Source organism: Phenylobacterium sp., from assembly GCF_031425575.1.
In the GTDB taxonomy this organism is placed as follows: Bacteria; Pseudomonadota; Alphaproteobacteria; order Caulobacterales; family Caulobacteraceae; genus Phenylobacterium.
Map to the genome: position 1 here is coordinate 1 of NZ_JANPJP010000260.1, position 25,114 is coordinate 25,114.

Annotated in this window: 28 protein-coding genes and 1 pseudogene; 15 read left to right on the forward strand and 14 right to left on the reverse strand. The window is 68.2% G+C overall.

Annotation, left to right across the window (positions count from 1 at the left end):
* Nucleotides 1–504: trimeric intracellular cation channel family protein (locus RMO97_RS14975; RefSeq protein WP_310541846.1), on the reverse strand; the 504-nt coding region annotated here is incomplete at its 3' end.
* A gap of 46 nt (nucleotides 505–550) precedes the next feature.
* Between RMO97_RS14975 and ftsY the strand changes: the two genes are divergently transcribed.
* The 3 genes from ftsY to RMO97_RS14990 all read left to right on the forward strand — a co-directional run bounded on the left by ftsY (nucleotide 551) and on the right by RMO97_RS14990 (nucleotide 2,794).
* On the forward strand, nucleotides 551–1,486 hold the full coding sequence (gene ftsY / locus RMO97_RS14980) for a signal recognition particle-docking protein FtsY (protein ID WP_310541847.1): 936 nt from the start codon (nucleotides 551–553) through the stop codon (nucleotides 1,484–1,486).
* Nucleotides 1,483–2,070 carry an inner membrane-spanning protein YciB gene (locus tag RMO97_RS14985; RefSeq protein WP_310541848.1) on the forward strand — a complete coding sequence of 196 codons (588 nt, stop codon included), beginning with the start codon at nucleotides 1,483–1,485 and terminating at the stop codon, nucleotides 2,068–2,070. The genes ftsY and RMO97_RS14985 overlap by 4 nt, the downstream gene beginning before the upstream one ends.
* Nucleotides 2,071–2,155: 85 nt before the next feature.
* Nucleotides 2,156–2,794 carry a MarR family winged helix-turn-helix transcriptional regulator gene (locus RMO97_RS14990; RefSeq protein WP_310541849.1) on the forward strand — a complete coding sequence of 213 codons (639 nt, stop codon included), beginning with the start codon at nucleotides 2,156–2,158 and terminating at the stop codon, nucleotides 2,792–2,794.
* Between the two features lie 27 nt (nucleotides 2,795–2,821).
* Here RMO97_RS14990 and RMO97_RS14995 read toward each other — a convergent pair whose 3' ends face one another.
* The 7 genes from RMO97_RS14995 to ccmA all read right to left on the reverse strand — a co-directional run bounded on the left by RMO97_RS14995 (nucleotide 2,822) and on the right by ccmA (nucleotide 6,422).
* Complete coding sequence (locus RMO97_RS14995) at nucleotides 2,822–3,073, reverse strand: hypothetical protein (protein WP_304775340.1); 252 nt, start codon at nucleotides 3,071–3,073, stop codon at nucleotides 2,822–2,824.
* 59 nt (nucleotides 3,074–3,132) lie between these two features.
* The gene (locus RMO97_RS15000; RefSeq protein WP_310541850.1) at nucleotides 3,133–3,648 is read right to left on the reverse strand and encodes a DsbE family thiol:disulfide interchange protein; all 516 of its coding nucleotides are present in this window, start codon (nucleotides 3,646–3,648) and stop codon (nucleotides 3,133–3,135) included.
* Entirely contained in the window at nucleotides 3,645–3,800 is a 156-nt protein-coding gene (gene ccmD / locus RMO97_RS15005) for a heme exporter protein CcmD (protein WP_310541851.1), read from the reverse strand. The genes RMO97_RS15000 and ccmD overlap by 4 nt, the downstream gene beginning before the upstream one ends.
* Before the next feature lies 1 nt (nucleotide 3,801).
* Nucleotides 3,802–4,530: a heme ABC transporter permease CcmC gene (gene ccmC / locus RMO97_RS15010; RefSeq protein ID WP_304775334.1), complete on the reverse strand. Its 729-nt coding sequence runs from the start codon at nucleotides 4,528–4,530 to the stop codon at nucleotides 3,802–3,804.
* A gap of 64 nt (nucleotides 4,531–4,594) precedes the next feature.
* The gene (locus tag RMO97_RS15015; protein WP_310541852.1) at nucleotides 4,595–5,086 is read right to left on the reverse strand and encodes a Spy/CpxP family protein refolding chaperone; all 492 of its coding nucleotides are present in this window, start codon (nucleotides 5,084–5,086) and stop codon (nucleotides 4,595–4,597) included.
* Between the two features lie 71 nt (nucleotides 5,087–5,157).
* Nucleotides 5,158–5,823 carry a heme exporter protein CcmB gene (gene ccmB / locus RMO97_RS15020; protein WP_310541853.1) on the reverse strand — a complete coding sequence of 222 codons (666 nt, stop codon included), beginning with the start codon at nucleotides 5,821–5,823 and terminating at the stop codon, nucleotides 5,158–5,160.
* Nucleotides 5,820–6,422, reverse strand: coding sequence for a heme ABC exporter ATP-binding protein CcmA (ccmA, locus tag RMO97_RS15025; RefSeq protein WP_310541854.1), 603 nt, complete (start codon nucleotides 6,420–6,422; stop codon nucleotides 5,820–5,822). Before ccmA ends, ccmB begins: the two co-directional genes overlap by 4 nt.
* A 177-nt stretch (nucleotides 6,423–6,599) precedes the next feature.
* Here ccmA and acnA point away from each other — a divergent pair.
* From acnA to RMO97_RS15040, 3 genes and pseudogenes are all read left to right on the forward strand, one after another.
* Nucleotides 6,600–9,284: pseudogene (gene acnA / locus RMO97_RS15030) on the forward strand (aconitate hydratase AcnA); the annotation flags it as partial.
* A gap of 101 nt (nucleotides 9,285–9,385) precedes the next feature.
* Nucleotides 9,386–10,078, forward strand: coding sequence for a DUF1223 domain-containing protein (locus RMO97_RS15035; protein ID WP_310541855.1), 693 nt, complete (start codon nucleotides 9,386–9,388; stop codon nucleotides 10,076–10,078).
* Nucleotides 10,079–10,421: 343 nt separating this feature from the next.
* Nucleotides 10,422–10,754, forward strand: coding sequence for a DUF2794 domain-containing protein (locus RMO97_RS15040; RefSeq protein ID WP_310541856.1), 333 nt, complete (start codon nucleotides 10,422–10,424; stop codon nucleotides 10,752–10,754).
* A 192-nt stretch (nucleotides 10,755–10,946) separates the two neighbouring features.
* Here the strand turns inward: RMO97_RS15040 and RMO97_RS15045 are convergent, their stop codons facing one another.
* A complete protein-coding gene (locus tag RMO97_RS15045; RefSeq protein WP_310541857.1) occupies nucleotides 10,947–11,690 on the reverse strand; it encodes a Bax inhibitor-1/YccA family protein in 744 nt (247 codons plus the stop codon).
* A gap of 144 nt (nucleotides 11,691–11,834) precedes the next feature.
* On the opposite strand from RMO97_RS15045, the gene thpR reads away from it, so the two are divergent.
* A complete protein-coding gene (gene thpR / locus RMO97_RS15050; protein WP_310541858.1) occupies nucleotides 11,835–12,371 on the forward strand; it encodes an RNA 2',3'-cyclic phosphodiesterase in 537 nt (178 codons plus the stop codon).
* Nucleotides 12,372–12,374: 3 nt separating this feature from the next.
* On the opposite strand, the gene RMO97_RS15055 is transcribed toward thpR, so the two are convergent.
* Nucleotides 12,375–12,758, reverse strand: coding sequence for a DUF2237 family protein (locus RMO97_RS15055; protein ID WP_304775319.1), 384 nt, complete (start codon nucleotides 12,756–12,758; stop codon nucleotides 12,375–12,377).
* Nucleotides 12,759–12,814: 56 nt separating this feature from the next.
* On the opposite strand from RMO97_RS15055, the gene RMO97_RS15060 reads away from it, so the two are divergent.
* Together RMO97_RS15060 and RMO97_RS15065 are read left to right on the forward strand one after the other, a co-directional pair.
* Nucleotides 12,815–13,672, forward strand: coding sequence for a CoA ester lyase (locus tag RMO97_RS15060; RefSeq protein WP_310541859.1), 858 nt, complete (start codon nucleotides 12,815–12,817; stop codon nucleotides 13,670–13,672).
* A 20-nt stretch (nucleotides 13,673–13,692) separates the two neighbouring features.
* Entirely contained in the window at nucleotides 13,693–14,520 is an 828-nt protein-coding gene (locus RMO97_RS15065; protein ID WP_310541860.1) for a hypothetical protein, read from the forward strand.
* On the opposite strand, the gene RMO97_RS15070 is transcribed toward RMO97_RS15065, so the two are convergent.
* The gene (locus RMO97_RS15070) at nucleotides 14,517–14,936 is read right to left on the reverse strand and encodes an HIT domain-containing protein (RefSeq protein ID WP_310541861.1); all 420 of its coding nucleotides are present in this window, start codon (nucleotides 14,934–14,936) and stop codon (nucleotides 14,517–14,519) included. The genes RMO97_RS15065 and RMO97_RS15070 overlap by 4 nt on opposite strands.
* 141 nt (nucleotides 14,937–15,077) lie before the next feature.
* Here RMO97_RS15070 and RMO97_RS15075 point away from each other — a divergent pair, with 141 nt between their 5' ends.
* Nucleotides 15,078–16,067, forward strand: coding sequence for a malate dehydrogenase (locus RMO97_RS15075; protein ID WP_310541862.1), 990 nt, complete (start codon nucleotides 15,078–15,080; stop codon nucleotides 16,065–16,067).
* Here RMO97_RS15075 and RMO97_RS15080 read toward each other — a convergent pair.
* On the reverse strand, nucleotides 16,064–16,780 hold the full coding sequence (locus RMO97_RS15080) for a lysozyme inhibitor LprI family protein (RefSeq protein WP_310541863.1): 717 nt from the start codon (nucleotides 16,778–16,780) through the stop codon (nucleotides 16,064–16,066). The two genes, RMO97_RS15075 and RMO97_RS15080, sit on opposite strands and share 4 nt — an antisense overlap.
* Nucleotides 16,781–16,955: 175 nt before the next feature.
* Nucleotides 16,956–17,609, reverse strand: a complete 654-nt coding sequence (locus tag RMO97_RS15085) for a lysozyme inhibitor LprI family protein (protein WP_310541864.1) — start codon at nucleotides 17,607–17,609, stop codon at nucleotides 16,956–16,958.
* Between the two features lie 137 nt (nucleotides 17,610–17,746).
* Here RMO97_RS15085 and RMO97_RS15090 point away from each other — a divergent pair, with 137 nt between their 5' ends.
* Nucleotides 17,747–18,295: a GNAT family N-acetyltransferase gene (locus RMO97_RS15090; protein ID WP_310541865.1), complete on the forward strand. Its 549-nt coding sequence runs from the start codon at nucleotides 17,747–17,749 to the stop codon at nucleotides 18,293–18,295.
* Here the strand turns inward: RMO97_RS15090 and RMO97_RS15095 are convergent.
* Nucleotides 18,292–19,086 (reverse strand): LytTR family DNA-binding domain-containing protein, encoded by a 795-nt coding sequence (locus RMO97_RS15095; protein ID WP_310541866.1) that lies wholly within the window; start codon nucleotides 19,084–19,086, stop codon nucleotides 18,292–18,294. The two genes, RMO97_RS15090 and RMO97_RS15095, sit on opposite strands and share 4 nt — an antisense overlap.
* Before the next feature lie 82 nt (nucleotides 19,087–19,168).
* On the opposite strand from RMO97_RS15095, the gene RMO97_RS15100 reads away from it, so the two are divergent.
* From RMO97_RS15100 to RMO97_RS15115, 4 genes are all read left to right on the forward strand, one after another.
* A complete protein-coding gene (locus RMO97_RS15100) occupies nucleotides 19,169–19,723 on the forward strand; it encodes a DUF2306 domain-containing protein (RefSeq protein WP_310541867.1) in 555 nt (184 codons plus the stop codon).
* A gap of 170 nt (nucleotides 19,724–19,893) precedes the next feature.
* Nucleotides 19,894–21,093: an ADP-forming succinate--CoA ligase subunit beta gene (gene sucC, locus RMO97_RS15105; RefSeq protein ID WP_310541868.1), complete on the forward strand. Its 1,200-nt coding sequence runs from the start codon at nucleotides 19,894–19,896 to the stop codon at nucleotides 21,091–21,093.
* Nucleotides 21,093–21,971, forward strand: a complete 879-nt coding sequence (gene sucD / locus RMO97_RS15110; RefSeq protein ID WP_310541869.1) for a succinate--CoA ligase subunit alpha — start codon at nucleotides 21,093–21,095, stop codon at nucleotides 21,969–21,971. The genes sucC and sucD overlap by 1 nt, the downstream gene beginning before the upstream one ends.
* 163 nt (nucleotides 21,972–22,134) lie before the next feature.
* The gene (locus tag RMO97_RS15115; protein WP_310541870.1) at nucleotides 22,135–25,089 is read left to right on the forward strand and encodes a 2-oxoglutarate dehydrogenase E1 component; all 2,955 of its coding nucleotides are present in this window, start codon (nucleotides 22,135–22,137) and stop codon (nucleotides 25,087–25,089) included.
* Nucleotides 25,090–25,114: the final 25 nt, after the last annotated feature.

Here is a 25,114-nt window from a genome sequence, read left to right on the forward strand (position 1 = left end):
CATCTGCAGGATGACGAAGACGCCCGCGCCCACAAGGGCGGCGGTGACATAGACCTCACGCCGCAGCAGGATCGACGGCTCGTGGGCCAGGACGTCGCGGATCACCCCGCCGAAACAGGCCGTCAGCGTCCCCATGACCACCGCGGAGAACGGCGGGGCCCCGAGCGAGGCCGCCTTGGCCGCCCCCACCACGCAGTAGGCCGACAGACCCAGGGCGTCGAGCCACAGCAGCACCCGCATCCGCCCCTTGCCCGGCCCGAACACCCAGACCGCCGTGGCGGCGGCCAGGCAGGCAAGGATATAGGCCGGCTTCTGCACCCAGAACACCGGCGCCCCGATCAGCAGGTCGCGCAGGGTGCCGCCCCCCACGCCCGTGACGGCGGCGAAGAAGCCGAAGGTGACGATGTCGTGCTTGCGCCGCGCGGCGGCGAGCGCTCCGGTGGCGCCGAACACGGCCACGGCGGCGTAGTCCAGCCAGGTCAGGGTGGCGGTGAGCGCGTCCATTCCCCATCCTCTATCGCGCACGCCGTGGAGCCGCTAGAAGCCGCCTATGACTGAACCCAAGAAGGGCTGGCTCCAGCGCCTCGCCGGCGGCCTCACCCGGTCGTCCAAGGCGCTGACCGAGCAGGTCACGGCGACCTTCACCAAGACGCCGCTGGACCAGGCCAAGCTCGACGAGCTGGAAGAGATGCTGATCGAGGCCGATCTCGGCCCGCATTCGGCCGCCCGCATCACCCAGCGGTTCTCCGACGCCAAGTTCGGCAAGAGCGTCGACGAGATGGAGATCAAGGAAGCCCTCGCCGAGGCCATCGGCGACGAGCTGTCCAGCCGCCAGGGGACCTTCGACCCCCTGTCGGGGCCCAAGCCCTATGTGGTGCTGTTCATCGGGGTCAACGGGTCGGGCAAGACCACGACGCTGGGCAAGATCGCCGCCGACCTGACGGGCAAGGGCGCCAAAGTGCTGGTGGTGGCCGGCGACACCTTCCGCGCCGCCGCCGTCGAGCAGCTGAAGGTCTGGGCCGAGCGCGCCGGGGCCGACTTCATGTCCCGCCCACCCAATTCCGACGCCGCCGGCCTGGCCTTCGACGCCTTCGCCTCGGCCAAGGAGAAGGGTCACGACGTGGTCCTCATCGACACCGCCGGACGGCTGCAGAACAAGCAGGGCCTGATGGATGAACTGCTCAAGGTCATCCGGGTGGTGAAGAAGATCGATCCGGACGCGCCCCACGAAACTCTGCTGGTGCTCGACGCCACCGTGGGCCGTAATGCGCTGGCCCAGGAGAACATCTTCGGCAACCAGATCGGCGTTTCCGGCATCGTCATGACCAAGCTGGACGGCACCGCCCGCGGCGGGGTCCTGGTGCCGGTGGCCCAGGCCTCCGACAGCCCCATCAAACTCATTGGCGTCGGCGAGGGGATCGAGGATCTTCAGCCCTTCAACGCCCGGGCCTTCGCCCGTTCCCTCGTCGGTCTGGAGGACGCATGACCCTTTCGCCTGGCGCCAGGAAGTTCGTCACCGGCTTTGTCGACTACGGTTGGCCGGTCGGCTTCGTCATCGCCTATTTCATCACTCGCGACACGGTCCAGGCCACCTGGGGCATGGTGGCCGGGGCTGCCCTGGCCTTGATCGTCGGATATGTGGTGGAGAAGCGGATCGCCCCCATGCCCCTGGTGGCGGGGCTGATCGCGGTGCTGTTCGGCGTCCTGACCCTGATCTTCCACGACGACCGTTTCATTAAGATCAAGCCTACGGTGACCTCGGTCGCCTTCGGCCTGTTCCTGATCGGCGGCATGCTGCTGCGCAAGAATCCGTTGAAGATCCTGCTCGGCAAGGCGTTCCAGATGCCCGACGAGGGCTGGCGCAAGCTGTCCTGGCGCTACGGGATCTTCTTCCTCTGCGTGGCGGCCCTGAACGAATTCATCTGGCGCACCCAACCCGACGCGAGCTGGGTGCTGTTCCGCTTCCCGGGCCTCTCCATCATCCACATCTTGTTCGGATTCTCCCAGGTCCCGCTGATGATGAAGTACGCGAAGATCGATGAGCCGCCGCCGGTGCCCCCGATCGAATAGGCCGTCCACGGACGTGTGTCGTCAAAACGACGTGATCGGCCTATAGCTTTCCGACCTCATACAATCGGATGGCGGGGACCACCTCATGGCGAAGACCAAGTCGGGCGGCAAGTCAGGCGGGCTTCCGGCCTTGGACCGGTCCCCCAGCCATCTGCTGCATCGCGCCCTGCAGCTCTCCCTCGACATCTATTCCGAGACCTTCGAGGCTGGCGGCCCCACCCAGCGTCAGTATGCGGTGCTGAGCGCCGTGGAGGCTCAGGAGGGTCTCACCCAGACCGACCTGGTGCGCATCACCGGCATCGACCGATCCACCCTGGCGGACATGGCCGCGCGGATGATCACCAAGGGCCTGCTGGAGCGCCAGCGGTCCGCCTCCGACGCCCGGGCCAATGCCGTCAGCCTGACCGCCGCGGGCCGCGAGCTGCTGGAGGACGCCAAGCCAAAGATGGCCGCCGCCGACGCCCGGCTGCTGAAGCTGCTCTCCTCGGGCAAGCGGGAGGGGCTGGTGAGCGTGCTGCGCGACCTGATCGCCGCCGGCGAGGCCGCGGGTCAGCCGCCGGTGGAAAAAGCCAGAAAAGTAAAGGCTGAGAAGCCCGCCAAGGTGAAGAAGGCCAAGGCTGAGAGAGGCCCCAAGGCCGAGAAGGCGCCCAAGCCTGAGAAGGCGGAGAAAACGCCTAAGGCTGAGAAGTCAAAAAAAGAGAAGAAGGCCAAAAAGGCGGCCTGACCCTCTGCGGCGCCCTAGGGAGGCCGCCTAGACCTTGATGTCCAACAGTGAGCCGGGCCGCAGGATGCGCTCCGGCGGATCGGCCGGCAGGTCGGTGGGAATGCGCCCCGCCGGCTGGGGGCGAGGCGCCGGTTGGGACGCGGCGCTCGACAATGGCGCCTGCTGCTGCAGTCCAAGGGCGGCTTCAAAAAAGGCGCGCTGACCGGCGTTGCGGACAGGGTCCGGCCGCTGGACTGGGGCGGAGCTCTGCGGGAAGCCGGGTCGGATCGGGAGCGCCACGGGCGGCCTTATGGTTAATGCGCGGATCCAGCCATCGCGCGAATATGGTCAACGCAAGGTTAACGTGCGGCCTTGGCCCACAGATCCTTGGCGACCTGCGCGGTCAGCGGGCCGGTGTGCTTGGCGAGAATCATCCCGTCGGCCCCTACCAGATAGGTCTCGGGCACGCCGGTGACGCCAAGTTCGATGCCGCCCCGTCCGTCCCGATCCACCAGCCGGGCGACATAGGGATCCCCCAGGCGGTTCAGGAAGGCCTTGGTGTTGTCCGGGGCGTCCTTGTAGGCGATCCCCACCACCGGCACGCCCTGGGCCTTCATCGCCACGAGCACGGGATGCTCGATCTCGCAGGGGGCGCACCAGGAGGCGAAGATGTTCACCAGCAGCGGCCCCTTGGCGGTCTCACGCAGGCGCACCGGCCGGCCATCGTCCAGGGTTGGCAGGACAAGGTCCGGCACTGGTTTGCCCACCAGGGCCTGGGGCTCGACCCGGGGATCGTGCTTGAGAGCAAACAGGCCAAACAGCAGGGCCAGCGCCGCCAGGGCGATCAGCGGCATGGCAGCCAGCCAGCGGCTCATGCCTCGCGGTCCTTGGAGAAGGCCTCGGCCTTCCTTCGCCAGCGGCGGGCGCGGTTGAGGCTGCCGGCGATCATCAGGACGAAGACCAGGACCGTCAGCCCATAGGCGGGCCAGATGTAGACGGCGTAGGGGCCGGGATCGAGGTCGAGCATATCAGCCTCTCGCCGCGCGCAGCGCGGCGGCCTCGGCGCGGCGGCGCCAGACCTCCGCGCGGATGCGCACCAGCCACAGGGAGCCGAAGGCCGCCATATAGGCCAGGCCCAGCAGCAGCAAGGGATAGAGGTAGTCGACCGTCATGGTGGGGCCGCCCTTGCGGAACACCGAGGCGCCCTGGTGCAGGGTGTTCCACCAGTTCACCGACCAGTGGACGATGGGCAGGTTCACCACGCCTACCAGGGCCAGGATCGCCCCCGCGCGGGCCGCCTTGGTCTCGTCGTCCAGAGAGGCCCTCAGGGCCATGTAGGCCAGGTAGAACAGCAGCAGGACCAGGACCGAGGTCAGACGCGCGTCCCAGACCCACCAGGCGCCCCACATCGGCCGGCCCCAGAGGGCGCCCGTGGCCAGGGCCAGGACTGTGAAGGCGGCGCCCAGGGGCGCGGCGGCCTGGGCGGCGGCGTCGGCCAGCGCGTGGCGGAACACCAGGGCCAGGAAGCTCGCGCCCCCCAGGCAAGCGTAGACGAACATCCCCATCCAGGCGGCGGGCACATGGATGAACATGATCCGCACCGTATCGCCCTGCTGGTAGTCCTCCGGCGCGATGAAGCCCAACCAGAGGCCGGCCAGGGCCAGGACGACGGCGACGACGCCGAACATGGGCGCGGCCCAGCGCGAGAACGCCATGAAGCGCTCGGGATTACTCAGGAAGGCGGGCGCCGGGATCATTGCCCTGGCGAATTAGACCCCGGCGCCGCTTGGGGCAAGCCGGGGTCGCTTTCAGAACCTAAGTCTAGCCGTGGCCGCCGCCCCGGTGACCACCGCCCTTGCCGCCGCGGCCGCCCTTTGGAGGCATCGCGTCGAAGGCCTTCTTCTGGGCGGGCGAGAGCTGGCTGTAGAACCGCATGGTCGCGTCAGCCCGGCGCGCGAACTGAGCCTGGCGGTCGGCCATGCGCGCCTTCATCCGGTCCAGCCGCTCCGGCGTGGTCATGGCGGCGCGTTCGCTTCGTGCCGCACGCATTCTTTCGCGACGATCGGCCGGCGGGGCCATGGAGGACACGAAGGCGTTGAGCGCCGGTTCCTGGTTCGGGGTCAGCTGCAGGGTGTCGCGCAGGTGCTGGGCCCGGCGCGCGGCCATCTCGGCGGGATCGCGGTGCGGGCGGTCGCCGCGGTCGTGATGGCGTCCGGCTTCGTGGGCGGCCGGGGCTGGCTGGGCGAGCGCCGCGCCACCGAGGCCCAGGGTCAGGATCGCGCCGCTCAGCAGCAACGGGGTGGTGAATTTCATGGCGTCTCGGACTCCGGAGTTTGTATCCCTCAGCCCTTGAACGCGGGGCCCCGGGTTTTCCGTCGCGCGAATTAGGACAGGGCGTTGCGGCAGGCCGCCGCCATCGCCAGGGGACCCAGCGCCACCGCCGCGGCGGCATAGGCGCAGAGCAGGGCCAGGCCCGGGCGCCAGGGCAGCCCCCCGGCGAAGGCGTCCAGAGCCGCGCCGCCGAAGATCACTGGCGGAACGAACAGCGGCAGCACGATCACCGCCGTCAGCAGGCCGCCGCGCCGGGCCCCGAGGCTCAGAGCCGCACCAATCCCGCCGGTGAAGGCGAAAGCCAGACCGCCCACCAGGGCGCAGGCGAAGATCAGCGGCGCGAGGCGCGGTTCAGCCCCCAGGGCGATGGCGGCGAGGGGGGCGGCGAGCGCCAGCGGGGCTCCGGTGGCGATCCACTGGCCCAGGCATTTGAGCGCGCACACGATCTCCAGCGGCACGGGGGACAGGACGATCAGGTCCAGGGCCCCGTCCTCGTAGTCCCGTTCGAACAACCGCTCGAGGGACAGCAGGGCCGCCAGGGCCAGGGCGACCCAGGCCATCCCGGTGGCGATGGCCGCCAGCCGCGCGGGCTCCGGCCCGGTGGCGAGCGGCAGCAGGGTGGCGGTTCCGGCGTAGAAGCCAAGCGCCACCAGGGGCCCCCCGCCCTTGCCCCAGGCCAGCGAGACCTCCCGGGTCAGCAGGGCGCCTACCCGGCTCACGCGCCGATCTCCAGGGACTTGTAGGGGACGGGCAGGGGGTCGTGGACCGCCGCGACGATCAGGCCTCCAGTCGAAAGGTGGCCGGCCATCACGTCACCGAATCGCCGCCGCCACCCCGCGTCCAGCGGGCTGAGCGGCTCGTCCAGCAGCCACAGCGGTCGGGGAGCGGCGATCAGCCGCGCGAGCGCCAGGCGGCGTCTCTGGCCCGCGGACAGCCGCCGGACCTCCAGGTCCAGCAGGGTGGAAAGCTCCAGGGTCTCGATGGCCAGGCCGATCGAAACCTCGCCGCCTCCGGTCCACAGGCTCCAGAACGTCAGCTCCTCCCGGGCGGTCCGCCCCGGTTTCAGACCGTCCAGGTGGCCGATCAGATGCAGGCCCTGCGCCCTTGCCAAGCCTGGGTCCAGGGCGCCGAAGCTCACCGTCCCGGCCTCGCTCTGAACGAGGCCGGCTATGGTCCGCAGCAGGCTGGTCTTGCCCGCGCCGTTGCGGCCGGTGAGGGCGGCGGCCTCGCCAGCGTCGAGGGTCAGGTTCAGGCTCTCAAAAAGCAGGCGCCCGCCCCGTCGGACCGACAGGTTTTCCAGACTGAGGTGCGAGATCACGACGTCAAACTTCCCACCGCATGGACGTAGGCCCGGCCAGGGGTTATGACGCGCGCGGCCGACGCCGCCTTGGGGGGCGTACGCGGCGCGGGGACGGACGCTGTGTGTCCGTCTCGAAAAGCGCGCGATCCCCGAAGCGGTGGTGTAGCGGCCGTGAACAGAGGAAGGATCCCTTATATGGCGTCGCTCGACAGCCTGAAGACCCGCCGCGAACTGACGGTGGGCGACAAGACCTACGTCTACTACAGCCTTCCCGCCGCCGAGGAAGCTGGACTTTCGGGCGTTTCACGCCTGCCGGCCTCCATGAAGGTGCTGCTGGAAAACCTGCTCCGTAACGAAGACGGCGTCTCCGTCGGCGGCGACGACCTCGCCGCCGTGGCCGCCTGGCTGGTGAATAAGGGCTCGGTCGAGCACGAGATCAGCTTCCGCCCGGCCCGGGTCCTGATGCAGGACTTCACCGGCGTTCCCGCCGTCGTCGACCTGGCCGCCATGCGCGACGCCATGACGGCGTTGGGCGCCAACCCCGAGAAGATCAACCCGCTGAACCCCGTCGATCTGGTGATCGACCACTCGGTGATGGTCGACCACTTCGGCACCTCCAAGGCCTTCGGCGAGAACGTCGAGCGCGAGTATGAGCGCAACATCGAGCGCTACCGCTTCCTGCGCTGGGGCTCCTCGGCCTTCAATAATTTCCGCGTCGTGCCCCCGGGCACCGGGATCTGTCACCAGGTGAACCTCGAGTACCTGGCCCAGACCGTCTGGACCCTGGACGAGGACGGCGCCACCACCGCCTATCCCGACACCGTCGTCGGCACCGACAGCCACACCACCATGATCAACGGCCTCTCGGTCCTGGGCTGGGGCGTGGGCGGCATCGAGGCCGAGGCCGTGATGCTGGGCCAGCCGATCCCGATGCTGATCCCGGAGGTCATCGGCTTCCGCGTCACCGGCGCCATGCCGGAGGGCGCGACGGCCACCGACCTGGTGCTCACCGTCACCCAGATGCTGCGCAAGAAGGGCGTGGTGGGCAAGTTCGTCGAATTCTACGGTCCGGGCCTCGCCGGCCTGACCCTGGAAGACCAGGCTACCATCGCCAACATGGCTCCGGAATACGGCGCCACCTGCGGCTTCTTCCCGGTGACCAAGGCCACCATCGACTACCTCTCGGCCACCGGCCGTGACGCCCACCGCGTCGCCCTGGTGGAAGCCTACGCCAAGGCCCAGGGCCTGTGGTTCGAGCCCGGCGACGCCGACCCGGTGTTCACCGACAGCCTGGAGCTGGACCTGGGTTCGGTCCTGCCGTCCCTGGCCGGCCCCAAGCGTCCGCAAGACCGCGTCCTGCTCTCCGACGCCGCCGCCGAGTTCAAGTCGGCCCTGGGCAAGGAATTCGGCAAGGCCGACCCGGAAAGCGCCGGTCAGCGCGTGCCGGTGGAAGGTGAGAAGTTCGACGTCGGCAATGGCGACGTGGTCATCGCGGCCATCACCTCCTGCACCAACACCTCCAACCCCTCGGTGCTGATCGCCGCCGGCCTGGTGGCCAAGAAGGCCATCGAAAAGGGCCTGAAGGTGAAGCCCTGGGTGAAGACCTCGCTCGCCCCCGGCTCCCAGGTGGTCACCGACTACCTGAAGAGCGCGGGCCTGACCAAGAGCCTCGACGCGCTGGGCTTCAACCTGGTGGGCTATGGCTGCACCACCTGCATCGGCAACTCCGGTCCGCTGCCGGAGGCTATTTCCGAGGCGGTTCAGAAGGGCGACCTGGTCGCCTGCTCGGTGCTGTCGGGTAACCGCAACTTCGAAGGCCGGGTGAACCCCGACGTGCGCGCCAACTACCTGGCCTCGCCGCCCCTCGTCGTCGCCTACGCCCTGGCCGGTTCCATGAACATCGACCTGGCCACCGAGCCCCTGGGCGAGGGCAAGGACGGCAAACCGGTGTTCCTGAAGGACATCTGGCCGACCTCGGAAGAGATCGCCACCCTGCAGCGCAAGCACGTCACCCAGAAGATGTTCGCCACCCGCTATTCGGACGTCTTCAAGGGCGACAAGAACTGGCAGGGCATCAAGGTGGCCGGCGGCCAGACCTACGCCTGGGACATGGGCTCCACCTATGTGCAGAACCCGCCCTACTTCCAGGACATGAAGATGGAGCCGACCCCGGTCACCGACATCGTCGAGGCCCGGGTTCTGTCGGTGTTCGGTGACTCCATCACCACCGACCACATCTCGCCGGCCGGCTCCATCAAGGCGACCTCGCCGGCCGGTGTCTATCTGCGTGAACGCCAGGTTCCGACCACGGAGTTCAACCAGTACGGCGCCCGTCGCGGCAACCACGAGATCATGATGCGCGGCACCTTCGCCAACATCCGGATCCGCAACAAGATCACCCCTGACATCGAAGGCGGGGTCACCAAGCACTTCCCCTCCGGCGACGTCATGGCGATCTACGACGCCGCCATGCGCTACCAGGGTGAAGGCCGCCCGCTGGTGGTGTTCGCCGGCAAGGAATACGGCACCGGCTCGTCCCGCGACTGGGCGGCCAAGGGCACCAAGCTCCTGGGTGTCCGCGCGGTGATCGCCGAGAGCTTCGAGCGGATCCACCGTTCGAACCTGGTGGGCATGGGCGTCCTGCCGCTGCAGTTCCTGCAGGAAGGCTGGCAGAAGCTGAACCTGACGGGCGAAGAGATCGTCACCATCCGTGGCCTGACCGAACTCTCGCCGCGCCGCCAGCTGACCATCGAGATGTACCGCCCGTCGGATGGCCGCATCGCGCGCTTCCCGGTCCGCTGCCGGATCGACACCCCCACCGAGCTTGAGTACTTCAAGAACGGCGGCGTGCTGAACTACGTACTGCGCAACCTCGCCCGCACGGCCTATGGTGTTCCCGGCCGGCCGGCGGGAGCGATCCCGCCGGCCGGTCACACCTTGTTGAAACCCACCCACAACGAAGTCCGGTTAAGTGCGCGCCAATGCGTAACGTCGCGCTTTTCAGTCTGCTGGTGTCAGCCCTGCCGCTCTGCGCGCAGGCCCGGTCGCCGGTGATCGTTGAACTCTACACCGCCCAGGGCTGCGCCTCCTGCGGCGGGGCGAACGCCTATGTCGCCAAGCTCGCGGAGAAGCCGGGCGTTCTCGCCCTGACCTTCTCGGTGGACTACTGGGACTATCTCGGTTGGGAAGACACCTTCGCCAAGCCGGCCTTCGCCGAGCGCCAGAAGGCCTATGTCCCTCGCCTGGACCTGCGCGAACCCTATACGCCCCAAGTTGTCGTCGACGGCCGCGCCCAGGTGGGGGGGCTGCAGGACGAGAAGATCGACAAGCTGGTCTCCGACGCCGCCAGTTCCGGCCGGCGCGGGCCCGACATGGCCTTCATTGGCCAGCGCAGGGTTGATGTCGGCTCTGGCTCTGTGCCGCGTGGCGGCGCCGAGGTCTGGCTGGTGCGCTATGACCCGCGCGAGCAGGACGTCACCGTCCGCTCAGGCGACAACAAGGGCCAGACGGTGCCGCACCGCAATGTCGTGGTGGAGATCAAGCGCCTGGGCGCCTGGCGCGGAAAGCCGACGGCCTACCGGATGCCGCAGCCCCCGGCCGAGGGCCTGGCCACCGCCGTCATCGTCCAGGGCCCCAAGGGCGGCCGGGTGCTGGCCGCAGGCCGAAAAGACTAGCCTCAGACCTCCAGACATCACGAAGCCCGCACGGAGGAGGGGGGCGCCGTGCGGGCTCGTCTTGGGGCTCGTTCTCTCGGAGAGGGATTGGGGTGTCGGCTGATCGAAGCCCGCGATCCAGGGGGGCTGGGGGGGCTGTTCAGGATCCGGGACCAGCAAGGTTCCGACCAACCGACAGTGACTTTATCGGGGGCTCATCGGGCGGCGGCTGGGCCGGAATAAGGTCTTTTCACGGCGTGAAATTACGGTTTGTCCAGTTTGGCGGCGACCGTTGCCGTAGCGACACGTTTGGCCTCGGCCGCCGATTGTGAAACCGCGCGGATTGGGTCTAACGTCCTGGGGCATGGCCTTGGATCAGCCCACCCCTGCGACGACCGCCAGCGTCTTCTTCGAACGCCGCGAGTTCCAGCGCATCCTCAACCTCTATGGCCGGATGGTCTCCGCCGGCGAGTGGCGCGACTACGCCATCGACGCTCAGGCCGAGGCCTGCTCTTTTTCGGTGTTTCGCAAGGCCACCGAGGCGCCGCTCTACCGCATCGAGAAGCGGCCGGCGCTGGCGGTGCGCCAGGGGGCCTGGTCGGTGATCGGTCAGGGCGGGGTGATCCTCAAGCGCGGCCATGACCTGGAGCAGGTGCTGCGGGTCTTCGACAAGGGCCGCTTCAAGGTGGTGGACTAAGGCTGTCCATCCCTCACCGATCGTCCCGGCGAAGGCCGGGATCCAGATACATCAACCGCGTTCAGGATTCCCGGCCCAGGCCGTGATCTACGATCCAGGTCCCAGCCTTCGCCGGGATGAGCGGAATTGTAGCCAAACAAAAACCCCGGCGGTCACCCGCCGGGGTTTGAAAGATCGTCGCTGCGTCGGGACCTAGCGGCGGTTGCCGAGCAGGGCGAGCAGGAACTGGAACATGTTGATGAAGTCCAGGTAGAGGCTTAGCGCGCCGAAGTTGGTGGCCACGCTCATGGCCGACTGGTTCCCGCCCAGTTCGTAATAGGTCATCTTCAGACGCTGGGTGTCGTAGGCCGTGAGGCCGGCGAAGATCAGCAGGCCGACCACGTTGATCAGCAGGTTCATCATCGAGCTCTGCAGGAACATGTTGATCAGCATCGCGCCGATCAGACCCCACGCGCCCATGATCAGGAAGCTGCCCATCCCGTTCAGGTTCTTCTTGGTGGTGTAGCCGGCCAGCGACAGGGCGCCGAAGGCCGTGGCGGTCAGCAGGAAGGTCGTGGCGATGGAGGCGCCCGTATAGCGCAGGACCAGCACGCCCATGGAGGCGCCGATCAGGCTGACGATCGCCCAGTAGGTGATGCCGGCCATCTTCGGCGTGACGTTCTTGGTGAAGGAGGTGAACAGGATCAGCGCCAGGGGGGCGAAGGCCACCACCATGCCCAGGATCGAGTAACCCACGCGGCCGTTGGAGACCGTGGACATCAGATCGCGAACCGGCGCGAAGGACCCCGTCAGGAAGGCCACGCCGGCGGACACCACGAGGCCCAAGGCCACCTTGTTGTAGACGCCGAGCATGAAGCTGCGAAGTCCCGCGTCCACCGACATGTCGGCGCGATCCGCGGGGATCGTGCGAGCAGCGCCGCGGTTGAAGTCGCTCATCTGAGCATAGCCCTTTGTTTGCAACGCCCCAGGTGGGCGCACCTCTGAATATCGTGTTCCGGGGCCTTAAACGCAAGCGGGCGCCCGATTACGATTGCGTCAGGCCGTATCGCCGCCCTCACAACGTGTCCTAGGTTGGCGGGCATGATCCGACTTTTCGCCGCCGTCGCCATCCCAACCAAGCTGGGAGAAGGCCTGCAAGCCCGCCAGTATGGCCTGGGCGGCGCCAACTGGCGGCCCGTGGAGGCCTTCCACATCACCCTGAGGTTCTTCGGCGACGTCCGCGAGGATGTGGCCGACGACCTGCACCTGGAACTTGAGCGGATGTCCGCTGCGCCGATGACCTTGGAGCTCGAGGGTGTGGGGTCCTTCGGCGAGGGGCCAGACCTGCACGCCGTCTGGGCCGGAGTGAGGGAGAACGACGCCCTGCGGCGCCTCGCCAAGGCCTGCGAGACCGCCGCCCGGCGTTCGGGCCTCAAGGCCGAGGCCCGCGCCTATCGGCCCCACGTGACCCTGGCCTATCTAAAGCGGCCCGATGTCGCCGAGGTCGCGGCCTGGCTGTCGGCCAACGCACTGCTGAAGTCCCCGCCCTTCGAGGTGACGCGGTTTGGGCTCTATTCCAGCCTGCTGCTCAGCGGCGGGTCCCGCTATCAGCTGGAACAGATCTACCGGCTGCGGTGACGCTCAGGCCTTGACCGCGTAGTCCTTGAGGATCCCCAGCGGCACGATGGCCAGGGTTTCCTCGTGGGTCGCCTCCAGCACCAGGTGCGGCGCGGCGCCGGCGTCCAGGGCCTCCTTCCAGCGCGGCGCGCAGAGGCACCAGCGGTCACCGGGCTTCAGGCCGGGAAAGGCGTAGTCGGGCGAAGGCGTCGAGAGGTCGTTGCCCATGGCCTTGGAGTATTCCAGGAAGTCGGCGGTCATCACGGCGCAGACGGTGTGGATACCGGTGTCAGCCGGTCCGGTCTCGCAGCAACCGTTGCGGAAGAAGCCGGTGACCGGGTCGAGGGAACAGGAGATCAGCTCTCCGCCCAGCACGTTTTTTGCATCCTCGTCGTATCGAATGGTCATGGGCCCATCCTAGCTCGTAAGAGGGGGGCCCGCCTAATTGAGAACGGAGCCCGCCCGTGATCGCCGCCCGGCCGCGCCGCAGCGCCCTCTACATGCCCGCCGCCAACGCCCGGGCCATCGAAAAGGCCCGCGACCTGACCTGCGACGTGGTCATCTTCGACCTGGAGGACGCCGTCGCCCCCGACGCCAAGGAGATCGCCCGCCAGCAGGCCGTACAGGCTGTTCAGGCCGGCGGGTTTGGCCGTCGCGAGGTGGTGATCCGGGTCAATGGCCTCGACACCCCCTGGGGCGCCGAAGACCTGGCCGCTGTGGCCGCGGCCCGTCCCGACGCCATCCTGGCCCCCAAGGTCTCCAGCGCCGCGGACGTAGCGGCCTACGACGCGGGACTGTCGGGTGAGACCCGCCTGTGGGTGATGATCGAGACCTGCGCCTCCATCTTCGCCCTGGAGTCCATCGCCGCCTGCGGCCGGACCAGCCGCCTCGACGCCCTGGTGATCGGGACCAACGACCTGGCCAAGGAGATGCGCTGCCGGCTCACCGTGGATCGGGCGCCCCTGGTGGGGCCCCTGTCCCTCAGCGTCGCCGCCGCCCGGGCCCACGACCTGGCCATTCTAGACGGGGTCTATAACGGCATCGCCGATGACGCTGGCCTGGCCCGGCAGTGCGCCCAGGGGGCGGAGTTCGGGTTCGACGGCAAGACCCTGATCCATCCGGGACAGATCGAGGCCGCTAACACCGCCTTTTCTCCGGCTCCGGGGGAGGTCCATTGGGCGCGCATAATTGTCGCCGCCTTCGATTCGCCGGAAAACGCGGCTAAGGGCGTGCTTCGAGTTGAGGGACGCATGGTGGAGCGGTTGCATCTGGTCGAGGCGCAGCGTCTGATCGCTGTGGCCGACGCAATCGCCGCGGCGTGAGGCAGGATTTGGAAAACCGGGTGTCGAGAGTCTGGCGAGTCGCCGCGGCCCTTACGGGCCTGATCCTGAGCGCGCCCGTGGCCGCCGCCCAGGATGTCGATGCGATCGGCGCCCTGCTGGACCAGGCTCAGCCAGCGTCGGAGGCCATCCCGACACCTCCGACCGCGCCGCCCGCTCCGGCCCTGGGGACGCCCGCTCCGACCGTGGCCCCGGTCCCCAGCGCACCCGTCGCCACGGCCCCCCCGTTCGGCGCCTCCCCGCCGCCCGCCGCCTACATACCCCCGCCGGTATACAGCAGCCCGCCCGCGGTCCAGCCGCCGTTGCCCTATGTGAATACTCCGCCCGTCTACCGCCCGCCGGTCTACACCCCGCCGGCCTACATCCCGCCACCCTATGTCGCGCCCACGCCGCGCCGGCCCCGGCTCACCGCTCCGGTCCATATCGACGAGATCGGCAAGACGCCGGAGGCGCCGCCGACCGCCGTCGATCTCAGCTATGAAGCGCGCATGCGCTCGTCCTTCAACTCGGCCCAGGGCCTGCAGGGGCCGCTGGACGGAGCCTGGACCCTGCGGGCCGGGGGCTCCGAACTCTACGACCTGCAACTGGTGGACAGCGGTTCCGGCAATCTGGAGGGCGCCTGGCGCGATCCCCGCCGGCGGGGCGCCACCGACGCCTCGGGCTTCATCGACACCATCAGCCGGGTCGGGGGGCAGCTCGTCATCCGCCTCACACCGCGCCCCGGCGCCGAGCCCTCGATCCTGATGCTCAACGCCGACAGCAACGGGACCTGGTCAGGCGAACTGACCGAACGCGGCGAGCGCCGGTCGGTGACGATGCGGCGGAACTAGAGCCCCAGGGCCCGCCGCGCCACCTCCACCGCATAGGTCAGTTCGTCGCCCACATAGACTTCCGCTGGGCTGTGCCCCCAGACGGGTCCGGGCCAGGCCGGGTCATCGCGCCTGCGGCCCACCACATGGACATGGAGCTGGGGCGTCACATTGCCCAGGGCGCCCACATTCAGCTTCTCGGGCCGGGCGCCCAGCGCCTCTCCCAGCACCCTTAGCGCCTGGCCCACGCTTACGATTTCCTCCATCAGAACGCCACGGTCCGCCGCCGGCAGGTCCTCGATCTCCCGCAGGCCCGCGCTCCTGGGGATCAGCACCAGCCAGGGATAGCGGGCGTCGTCCTGCAGCCGGACATGGCAGAGCCGAAGGTCGCCCAGGGCGTGGGATGTGGCCAGGAAGGCGGGGTCGAGCTGGAGCATGTCGGCAGGATGACCACGCGTCCGCCCCGCCGCAAAGGGCCTAAACTCCGCGTGCGGCATTGCAGCAAGGCGGTGGTTTGAGCTACGGGGACCCCCGACCTGGCGCACCTGCCGTCCCGCAACAGCTATCGGAGCAGCCCCATGACCACCAAGACCCCCATCCGCGTTGCGGTCACCGGCGCGGCCGGCAACATCGGCTACGCCCTCCTCTTCCGCATCGCCTCGGGCGAAATGTTCGGCAAGGACCAGCCGGTGATCCTGCAGCTGCTGGAAATCCCCGTGGAAGGCCCCCAGAAGGCGCTCAAGGGCGTCGCCATGGAGTTGGAGGACTGCGCCTTCCCGCTGCTTCAGGACATGGTCCTGACCGGAGAGGCCGAAGTGGCGTTCAAAGATGTCAATTGGGCCCTGCTGGTGGGCTCCAAGCCCCGCGGTCCCGGCATGGAGCGCGCCGACCTCTTGAAGGACAACGGCAAGATTTTCATCGCCCAGGGCAAAGCCATCGACGCCGTCGCCGCCGACAACGCCCGCGTGGCCGTGGTGGGCAACCCCTGCAACACCAACGTCATGATCGCCGCCAACCAGGCCAAGCGCCTGCCCAGGGATCGCTTCACCGCCATGGTGCGCCTGGACGAGAACCGCGGCCGCGCGCAGCTGGCCAAGAAGGCCGGCGTCTCGATCAACGACGTCAGCGACCTGTTCATCTACGGCAACCACAGCCCGACCATGTTCGCCGACTTCACCCACGCCAAGATCGGCGGCAAGGACGCGGCCTCCGTGATCGGTGATGAGGCCTGGCTGAAGAACGAGTACCTGCCCACCGTCGGCAAGCGCGGCGCGGCCATCATCGAAGCCCGTGGTCTGTCCTCGGCCGCCTCGGCCGCCAACGCCCTGATCGATCACGTGCGCGACCTGAACACCGTTGGCGCGATCCACTCGGTGGCCGTCGACAGCGAGGGCCGCTACGGCTTCGCCGAAGGCGTCTGGGCCGGCATGCCGGTGAAGACCACCGCGCCGGGCGCCTACGAGGTCATCACCTCCTATGAGATGGACGACTTCGCCAAGAGCAAGATCGCGCTGACCAATGACGAACTGATCGGCGAACGCGAGACCATCAAGGAGCTGTTGGTCTAGGAAACCGGCTGGGCGTCCGCGCCCGCCACACGCGCCTGTTGGACCCCGCTCGGCGCTGGCCGGGCGGGGTTTTCATTGGCCGCCAGCTCGGTGATGCGCTTTTCGTAGAGGTTGGCCAGGGCCTCAGGAGACGTCCTGGCGGCCGCCTCTCGCGCGGCCAGCCAGCGGGCCTGGCCTCTGGCCAGCACCGGATGATCGGCGCCGGAGCCCAGGGCGGCCCTGTAGGCGCCAGACAGCCGGCGGTCGGCCTCGGCCAGGGCCGGGTCGACGCAGACCATCTGGTCAGCCAGGGTCCGGGCGCCGCGGCAATCGAAGCTGGGGGACTCGACGAAGACGGCGTCGACGACCTGGCCCTTCTGGGCGACCGGCGGCGAGGCGGTGACACCGACATCCATCAGGCTGGTCGCCGGCGCGATCTCCTCGTCGGGCTTGGCCAGCACGATCTGGACCTGCTGCGGCGCCGGGGCGGCGGCCACCGCGCGAGGCGTGGCCTGGCGCAGGGCCGAGGCGGCGGCGCGGCGATCCACGTCGGCCCGCATCCAGAGGCCCAGCCCCATCCCCATCACGCAGGCGATGCTGACGGCGGCGGAGATGTGGACGGGGTTGATCGACAGGTGGGGGTGGGGGCGCTCGGCCTCGAGGGGCCGGAAGATCATCGGGGTTTCGTGGAACTCCGGCGCGCGGGGGCGCAGGAGCTTGCTGGGGGCAAACATGGTTAACGTCCTGGCGTATTCTGGTCCGCCGCAGACGCCCCGGAGTGTCCCCAGTGTGCGCCCGCCCTCTCGAACCGACGCCAATACCCATATTGGGGAGGCGATGAATTGTGGCTGAACGGCGCCGTTAATTTCGCGTCTGGATAGAATATTTAGACAACCCAGACGCGACGGCTCAACGCTCGTAGGCCGCCACCTCGTCCAGCTCCTGGATGCGCTGGTCGTAGAGGTTGGTCACCTCCTCGGGCGCGTGGCTGGCGGCGTCCTCGCGCGCGTCCAGCCAGCGCTGCTGCTGCCGGCGCAGGCGGTGCATTGGAACCCCGGAGTCCATCGCCCGGCGCCAGGCGCTGGCCAGCCGCCGGTCCTGGGCGGCCAGGGTCTCATCGTTGCAGACCAGTTCCTCGGCGGCGCTGGCGCTCTGGGCGCAGTCGAAGCTGGGACCCCGGGCCACGGGCCGGGTCGGACCTGCGGGCGGGCGGATCTCGCTTACGGGCAGAGCGGCGGGCGGCCCGGGGAGCGCGCTGGTCGAGATAGTCGCGGCACGAGGGGCCTGAACACCCGGGGGCAAAAGCTCCAGCTTGCCGCCAGACACCTCGGGCAGGGGCTCATCGCGATCGATCTCGATCTGCATCTGGTCCACAGGTTTCATCGACCCGGGTGCGCGGGTGTCCTCAGCCAACTGCGGCCGCGCCAGGAGTCCCAGGCCCAGACCCAGGACGCAGGCGCCTGCGATCCCCGCCAAGATCATTGGCCTTCTGAAAGGCGACTTGGCGGGGCCGACGCCGATAGGGGCGCCGGGCGACGAGCCGCCGCGGGTTTCAGTGGTCATGACGCAGGTCCTTGGTCCAAGCCTCCTGAACCCCCGAGGCGACCTTATCGTTGCCGCGCGCGCCTGAACCGCGCCTGAACCAGCATTGCGAAGCGCGCCTGCGCGACGCTATGTCGGGTGGAATGCAGGAGCCGTCCATGACCGCCATCGGCCCAACCCTCGAAACCGACCGCCTGATCCTGCGCCCGCCCTGCGCGGCCGATTTCGAGCCCTGGTGCGCCTTCATGGCCGATGAGGAGGCCGCCCGGCACATTGGCGGGCTGCAGGCGCCTTCTGTCGTGTGGCGGGCCCTGTGCTCGGTCACCGGCGCCTGGACGATCAGCGGTTTCTCGATGTTCTGCGTCATCGAGAAGGCCACCGGCGACTGGGTCGGCCGTCTGGGTCCCTGGCAGCCCGAGGGCTGGCCTGGGACCGAGGTGGGCTGGGCGATCATCCGCGACCGCTGGGGCAAGGGCTACGCGACGGAGGGCGCCATCGCGGCCACCGACTGGGCCTTCGACAACTTCGACTGGCATGAGGTGGTTCACACCATCGATCCAGCCAACACCGCCTCGGCCGCGGTGGCCAGGCGCCTGGGGTCGACCATCCTGCGCCAGGCGCAGATGCCCGCCCCCTACGAGGCGCTCACAGTGGACGTCTGGGGTCAGAGCCGGGAAGACTGGGCCGCGCGCAGAGCGTCCCGCTAGATCCAGCCGGCCTCGCGGATCAGCTTGGCGTAGGTGCGGCTGACCGGAACCTCCGAGCCGTCCTTCAGCTTCAGGGTCGCCCGCCCATCTCCCCGGCGGGCGTCGGCCACGGCGTCCCGCGCCACCCACCAGGAGCGGTGCACCCGGGCGCCCTCGATCCCCGCCAGCTCAGCGACGGCGTCGGCCAGCCGCATCAGGATCAGGTCCTGGCCCTTGGAGGTGTGCAGGCGCAGGTAATGGTCCTGGGCCTCCACCGCCCAGATCTCCGCGCCCCGCAGCTTCAGGGGCAGGCGTTCCAGGAACTTCACGGGCGCCGGCGCGGCGGGGGGCGCCTGGGCCGCGACGCGCCGATGGGACAGGAAGATCGCCAGGCCGCTCATCGCCAGGCACATGACCCAGGTGATCAGCATGTACTGCGGCAGGTCGCGGCCGTGGACCCGGCCGCTGGACACAAATCCCACCGCGCCCCAGACCAGCAGGCCCATGAGCGGCGTCATCAGGGTGCCGCTGATCGCGGTGCGCACCACCAGGCCGCGGCGGGTGAGGGGAATGAGGCCGGCCAGCATGAAGCTCACCATGCCCAGCAGCGCCCCGGCCAGGCCGAGCGTCACCATGAAGGCCGTGCGCGGCAGGAAGGCCACGTGCCCGCTGTCGAAGGCTTCCACGAAGCTGAGGAACGCCCCCACGCTGGCCGAGATCAGGAGCGTCCGCCTGATCCCAGCCTGGCTCAGAGGTTCCAGTCGCGAAGCGTGAACGGCGCCGGGCTGCGACTCGCGCAGTCGATCTGTCATTCGACGCAACGTCCTTTGCGCATGGGGCGGCGAGATCTCCAGAAGGCGACTGCGGGCCAAGAGGGCCCTCAAGCGGAGATAGATGATGTCGCGGGTTTCTCAAACGTCGGCGCAGGCGGCCCCGAGCCGGATCGAAAGGATCCGCAGGATCGTCCTGCCCCTGGCCGCGCTCGGACTGGTGGTCGCCGTGCTTCCCCTTGCCGGAGGCGTCATGCGCGCGGCGGGTGGCGGCCAGCTCCGCGCCCCGGACTGGGGCCTGCTGGCGGCCCAGCCCCTGGTCATCCAGCTGCATCTGGGCGCCGCGGTGGTCGCCCTGGTGATCGGCGCCATGCTGATGTTGATGCGCAAGGGCGTGACCTTCCATCGCCGCGCCGGCTGGCTGTGGGTGAGCGCCATGTCCATCGTGGCCGGCTCCTCGATCTTCATCACCGGGGTGAACGGCGACCACTGGTCTTTCATCCACATGATCACCGGCTGGACCCTCATCGCCCTGCCCCTGGCGGTCATCGCGGCCCGCCGCCATGATGTGAAACAGCACCGCCGCTTCATGATGGGCATGTTCTACGGCGGCCTGATCGTCGCCGGCGGCCTGACCTTCATCCCCGGCCGCACCATGTGGAACGTCTTCTTCGCTTGACGTTCCGGCGCCCGCCGAGGTGTGTCCGGCGGCAGGGAACGCACCCGCCGGACAATTGGACGCGAACGTTATTTTTCTGACCGTGGCGCGGTTGCAACGGTCCGGAACGGCGCTTATACCCCGGCTTCTCGCCGCACTGGGCGAGCCCAAACAGCGCGTCTCGCGACCTCATGAATATACACGAGCATCAAGCCAAAGCCGTCCTCTCCGAGTTCGGCGTGGCGGTCCCGCGTGGCTATCCGGCCTTCACCGTCGAGGAGGCCGTCAAGGCGGCCGAAACTCTCGGAGGCCCGGTCTTCGTGGTGAAATCCCAGATCCATGCCGGCGGCCGCGGCAAGGGCGTGTTCGAGGGCCTCAGCCCCGACGCCAAAGGCGGGGTCCGGGTGGTCAAGAGCGTCGATGACGTCCGCTCCAACGCCGCCGAGATGCTCGGCCGTGTGCTGGTGACCCACCAGACCGGCCCCAAGGGCAAGCAGGTCAACCGCCTCTACATCGAAGAGGGCGCGGCGATCGCCAAGGAATTCTACCTGTCCCTGCTGGTGGACCGGGACACGAGCCGGATCTCGGTCGTGGCCTCCACCGAAGGCGGCATGGACATCGAGGAGGTGGCGCATTCCTCCCCAGAGAAGATCATCACCTTCTCCATCGACCCGGCCACCGGCGTCTGGAACCACCACGGCCTGAAGCTCTCCAAGGCGCTGGGCCTCAGGGGCGACCTCTCCAAGCAGGCCGGCAAGCTGCTGCGCCAGCTCTATACGGCGTTCCTGGCCAAGGACATGTCGATGCTGGAGATCAATCCGCTGATCGTCACCGCCGACGATCAGCTGCGCGTCCTCGACGCCAAGGTCTCCTTCGACAGCAACGCCCTCTACCGCCACGCCGACATCGTCGCCCTGCGCGACGAGAGCGAGGAGGACCCCAAGGAGATCGAGGCCTCCAAGTTCGACCTCAGCTACATCGCCCTCGACGGCGAGATCGGCTGCATGGTCAACGGCGCCGGCCTGGCCATGGCCACCATGGACATCATCAAGCTCTACGGCGCCGAGCCCGCCAACTTCCTGGACGTGGGCGGTGGGGCCGACGAAGCCAAGGTGACAGCGGCCTTCAAGATCATCATGGCCGACCCCAACGTGAAGGGCATCCTGGTGAACATCTTCGGCGGCATCGCCCGTTGCGACGTCCTGGCCCAGGGCGTGGTGGCCGCGGTCAAGCAGGTGGGCCTGACGGTTCCCCTGGTGGTGCGCCTGGAAGGCACCAACGCCGAGCTCGGCAAGAAGATCATCAATGAGAGCGGCCTGAACGTCATCGCCGCCAACGACCTTTCCGATGGCGCCGAGAAGATCGTCGCCGCCGTGCGTGGAGCCGCCTGATGTCCATCCTCATCGGCAAAGAGACGCGCGTCATCTGCCAGGGCGTCACCGGCGCCCAGGGCACCTTCCACTCCGAACAGGCCATCGCTTTCGGCACCAAGATGGTCGGCGGCGTCACCCCCGGTAAGGGCGGCTCCACCCATATCGGCCTGCCGGTCTTCGACACCGTCGACGAGGCGATCCGCGCCACCGGCGCCGACGCCAGCGTCATCTATGTTCCGCCCGCCTTCGCCGCGGACTCCATCCTGGAAGCCATCGACGCCGAAGTCCCCCTGGTGATCTGCATCACCGAGGGCATCCCGGTGGCCGACATGATCCAGGTGAAGCGCGCCCTGATCGGCTCAAAAACCAGGCTGATCGGCCCCAACTGCCCCGGCGTCCTGACCCCGGAAGCCTGCAAGATCGGCATCATGCCGGCGAATATCTTCAAGAAGGGCTCGGTGGGTGTTGTCTCGCGCTCGGGCACGCTTACCTACGAAGCCGTGTTCCAGACCACCCAGGTGGGCCTGGGCCAATCCACGGCGGTGGGCATCGGCGGCGACCCGGTGAAAGGCACCGAGTTCATCGACATGCTCGACATGTTCCTGAAGGACCCGGAGACCGAGTCGATCATCATGATCGGCGAGATTGGCGGGTCGGCGGAAGAAGACGCGGCTGAGTTCATTAAGAATTCAGCAATCAAGAAGCCTATGGTCGGCTTCATCGCAGGACGCACCGCGCCGCCTGGTCGGCGCATGGGTCACGCGGGCGCGATCATCTCCGGCGGCAAGGGCGGCGCCGAGGACAAGATCGCCGCGATGGAGGCTGCGGGCATCCGCGTGTCACCTTCGCCGGCGAAACTGGGCGAAACCCTTCTTGAGGTGCTCAAGGGCGCCTAAGACCTTTCCAGCCGAAGTGGGGGCCGGTTCGGCGTTAGGAAAGGTCTCACTAAGTGTTTGACCGAACTCCTAGAAGTTCGGTCGGGCGCACAATCAAGCGTAGGGCGGTCCGCGCTCGGCTCCTCTTTTGAAGCTTCGCGGTCCCTCCGGGAAAGCGGAAGACATGGCGGACGATGCAGGTCTGATCAACGAGGTGCTCGCCGAGACCTCCTTCCTCTATGGCGGTAACACCGCCTTCGTGGAGGACCTCTACGCGAAATGGGCCGCCGACCCGAATGCGGTCGAGGCCTCGTGGCGCGCCTTCTTCGCCTCGCTGCAGGACCGCGCCGAGGAGGTCAAGGCCGCCGCCGTCAGGCCCGGCTGGACCCAGAAGAGCGCGCCCGCCACCCGCCCCGACTGGCTCTCGGCCATCGACGGACTTTGGCCGGCCGTAGAGGCCAAGGTCGGCGCCAAGGTCGCCGAGCGCGCCGCGCCCGCCGCCAATCCCGAATCCGTTCGGGCCGCCACCCTCGATTCCCTGCGCGCCATCATGATGATCCGCGCCTACCGGATGCGCGGCCACCTGCGCGCCAACCTGGACCCCCTGGGCATCGCCATCCCGGAGGGCGACGCCACCGAGCTCGACCCCGCCTCCTACGGCTTCACCGAGGCCGACTACGACCGCCCGATCTTCCTGGACTTCGTGCTGGGCCTGGAAACCGGCACCATCCGCGAGATCCTGGCGATCCTGCGCCGCACCTACTGCAACGACATCGGCGTGCAGTACATGCACATCTCCGATCCGCAGCAGAAGGCCTGGCTGCAGGAGCGCATCGAGGGTCGCGATAAGGAGATAAGCTTCACCAAGGAGGGCAAGGTCGCCATCCTGAAGAAGCTCATCGAGGCCGAAGGCTTCGAGAAGTTCCTGCACAAGCGCTTCCCCGGCACCAAGCGCTTCGGCCTGGACGGCGGCGAGGCCATGGTTCCGGCCCTGGAGCAGATCATCAAGCGTGGCGGCGCGCTGGGCGTGAAGGACATCGTCATCGGCATGCCCCACCGGGGCCGCCTGAACGTGCTCGCCGCGGTGATGGCCAAGCCCTATCAGGTCATCTTCCACGAGTTCCAAGGGGGCTCGAGCCTGCCCTCGGACGTCGAGGGGTCGGGCGATGTGAAGTACCACATGGGCGCCTCCTCGGACCGCGCCTTCGACGGCAACAATGTCCACCTGTCGCTGACCGCCAACCCCTCCCACCTGGAGATCGTCAATCCGGTGGTGCTGGGCAAGGTGCGCGCCAAGCAGGCCTACACCCTGCGTGACACCCCTGACTCTGGCCGCAACCACGTCCTGCCCCTGCTGCTGCACGGGGACGCGGCCTTCGCGGGCCAGGGCGTCATCGCCGAATGCTTCACCATTTCGGGCGTGAAGGGCTACCGCACCGGCGGCACCATCCACTTCATCGTCAACAACCAGATCGGCTTCACCACGGCCCCGGCCTTCAGCCGCTCCTCGCCCTATCCGTCGGACGTGGCCCTGATGGTGGAGGCGCCGATCTTCCACGTGAACGGCGACGACCCCGAGGCCGTGACCTATGTCGCCAAGGTGGCCACCGAGTTCCGCCAGCAGTTCAGCAAGGACGTGGTCATCGACATGTTCTGCTATCGCCGGTTCGGTCACAACGAGGGCGACGACCCGACGATGACCTCGCCCTTGATGTACGCCAAGATCAAGGACCACCCCTCGACCCGCGAAATCTACTCCCGCCAGCTGATCGGCGAGGGTGTCATCACCGTGGACGACGTCGCCGCCTGGATGAAGGAGTTCGACGACTTCCTCGACCAGGAGATGGAGTCCGGCAAGACCTACAAGGCCAACAAGGCCGACTGGCTGGACGGCAAGTGGGCGGGCCTGGCCCTGCCCGACGGCGACGACCGCCGCGGCGACACCAGCGTTCCCCTGCAGAAACTCCTGGACCTGGGCGCCCGGATCACCGCGATCCCCGAAAGCCTCGATGTCCACAAGACCGTCAAGCGCGCCATCGAGAACCGCCGCTCCGCCATCTACACCGGCGAGGGTCTGGACTGGGCCACCGGCGAACACCTGGCCTTCGCCACCCTGCTGGACGAGGGCTTCCCCGTCCGCCTGGCCGGCCAGGACAGCGTGCGCGGCACCTTCGTGCAGCGCCACTGCGACCTGATCGACCAGACCACCGAGGCCCACTACCAGCCGCTCTCCAACCTGCGCCCCGGCCAGGCTCACTTCGAGGTGCTCGACAGCCCCCTGTCGGAAGAGGCGGTGCTGGGCTTCGAGTACGGCTTCTCGCTGGCCGACCCCAAGACCCTGGTCCTGTGGGAAGGCCAGTTCGGCGACTTCGCCAACGGCGCCCAGGTGGTGATCGACCAGTTCATCTCCTCGGGTGAGCGCAAGTGGCTCCGCATGAGCGGCCTGGTCCTGCTGCTGCCCCACGGCTACGAGGGCCAGGGTCCGGAACACTCCTCGGCCCGCCTGGAGCGCTTCCTGCAGCTCTGCGCCGAGGACAACCTCCAGGTCGTCAACTGCTCGACGCCGGCCAACTACTTCCACGTCCTGCGCCGCCAGATGCGCCGGGAGTTCCGCAAGCCCCTGGTGGTGATGACCCCCAAGTCGCTGCTGCGACACAAGAAGGCGACCTCGCGGCTCGTGGACCTGGCGGAGGGCTCGTCCTTCCACCGCGTGCTGCACGACGACGCCGAGCGCGGCGTCAACACCGCCACCAAGCTGGTGGAGCCCGACAAGATCCGCCGCGTCGTACTGTGCTCGGGCAAGGTCTATTACGACCTGTTGGACGCCCGCGAGGAGAAGGGCGTCGACGACGTCTATCTCATGCGCCTGGAGCAGTTCTATCCGTGGCCGGTGAAGTCCTTGTCCACCGAGCTGTCGCGTTTCCCCAACGCTGAGCTCGTTTGGTGTCAAGAAGAGCCAAAGAACATGGGCGGCTGGACCTTCGTCGACCCTTGGCTGGAGCTCACCCTTGAACGCCTGAAGATCAAGGCCAAGCGCGCCCGTTATGTCGGCCGCCCCGCCTCGGCCTCCACCGCGGCCGGCCAGATGAGCCGGCACATGAAGGAACTCCAGACGTTCCTTGCTGAAGCCTTCGCCTAAACCGACCGCCCGAAAGAACAGGAAG

Excerpts from the sequence above, each read along its gene's own strand:
- ftsY (WP_310541847.1), top strand. The coding sequence starts at position 551 with ATGACTGAACCCAAGAAGGGCTGGCTCCAGCGCCTCGCCGGCGGCCTC.
- RMO97_RS14985 (WP_310541848.1), top strand. The coding sequence starts at position 1,483 with ATGACCCTTTCGCCTGGCGCCAGGAAGTTCGTCACCGGCTTTGTCGAC.
- RMO97_RS14990 (WP_310541849.1), top strand. The coding sequence starts at position 2,156 with ATGGCGAAGACCAAGTCGGGCGGCAAGTCAGGCGGGCTTCCGGCCTTG.
- RMO97_RS15000 (WP_310541850.1), bottom strand. The coding sequence starts at position 3,648 with ATGAGCCGCTGGCTGGCTGCCATGCCGCTGATCGCCCTGGCGGCGCTG.
- ccmD (WP_310541851.1), bottom strand. The coding sequence starts at position 3,800 with ATGCTCGACCTCGATCCCGGCCCCTACGCCGTCTACATCTGGCCCGCC.
- ccmC (WP_304775334.1), bottom strand. The coding sequence starts at position 4,530 with ATGATCCCGGCGCCCGCCTTCCTGAGTAATCCCGAGCGCTTCATGGCG.
- RMO97_RS15015 (WP_310541852.1), bottom strand. The coding sequence starts at position 5,086 with ATGAAATTCACCACCCCGTTGCTGCTGAGCGGCGCGATCCTGACCCTG.
- RMO97_RS15035 (WP_310541855.1), top strand. The coding sequence starts at position 9,386 with ATGCGTAACGTCGCGCTTTTCAGTCTGCTGGTGTCAGCCCTGCCGCTC.
- RMO97_RS15040 (WP_310541856.1), top strand. The coding sequence starts at position 10,422 with ATGGCCTTGGATCAGCCCACCCCTGCGACGACCGCCAGCGTCTTCTTC.
- RMO97_RS15045 (WP_310541857.1), bottom strand. The coding sequence starts at position 11,690 with ATGAGCGACTTCAACCGCGGCGCTGCTCGCACGATCCCCGCGGATCGC.
- thpR (WP_310541858.1), top strand. The coding sequence starts at position 11,835 with ATGATCCGACTTTTCGCCGCCGTCGCCATCCCAACCAAGCTGGGAGAA.
- RMO97_RS15055 (WP_304775319.1), bottom strand. The coding sequence starts at position 12,758 with ATGACCATTCGATACGACGAGGATGCAAAAAACGTGCTGGGCGGAGAG.
- RMO97_RS15070 (WP_310541861.1), bottom strand. The coding sequence starts at position 14,936 with ATGCTCCAGCTCGACCCCGCCTTCCTGGCCACATCCCACGCCCTGGGC.
- RMO97_RS15075 (WP_310541862.1), top strand. The coding sequence starts at position 15,078 with ATGACCACCAAGACCCCCATCCGCGTTGCGGTCACCGGCGCGGCCGGC.
- RMO97_RS15080 (WP_310541863.1), bottom strand. The coding sequence starts at position 16,780 with ATGTTTGCCCCCAGCAAGCTCCTGCGCCCCCGCGCGCCGGAGTTCCAC.
- RMO97_RS15085 (WP_310541864.1), bottom strand. The coding sequence starts at position 17,609 with ATGACCACTGAAACCCGCGGCGGCTCGTCGCCCGGCGCCCCTATCGGC.
- RMO97_RS15090 (WP_310541865.1), top strand. The coding sequence starts at position 17,747 with ATGACCGCCATCGGCCCAACCCTCGAAACCGACCGCCTGATCCTGCGC.
- RMO97_RS15095 (WP_310541866.1), bottom strand. The coding sequence starts at position 19,086 with ATGACAGATCGACTGCGCGAGTCGCAGCCCGGCGCCGTTCACGCTTCG.
- RMO97_RS15100 (WP_310541867.1), top strand. The coding sequence starts at position 19,169 with ATGATGTCGCGGGTTTCTCAAACGTCGGCGCAGGCGGCCCCGAGCCGG.
- sucC (WP_310541868.1), top strand. The coding sequence starts at position 19,894 with ATGAATATACACGAGCATCAAGCCAAAGCCGTCCTCTCCGAGTTCGGC.
- sucD (WP_310541869.1), top strand. The coding sequence starts at position 21,093 with ATGTCCATCCTCATCGGCAAAGAGACGCGCGTCATCTGCCAGGGCGTC.
- RMO97_RS15115 (WP_310541870.1), top strand. The coding sequence starts at position 22,135 with ATGGCGGACGATGCAGGTCTGATCAACGAGGTGCTCGCCGAGACCTCC.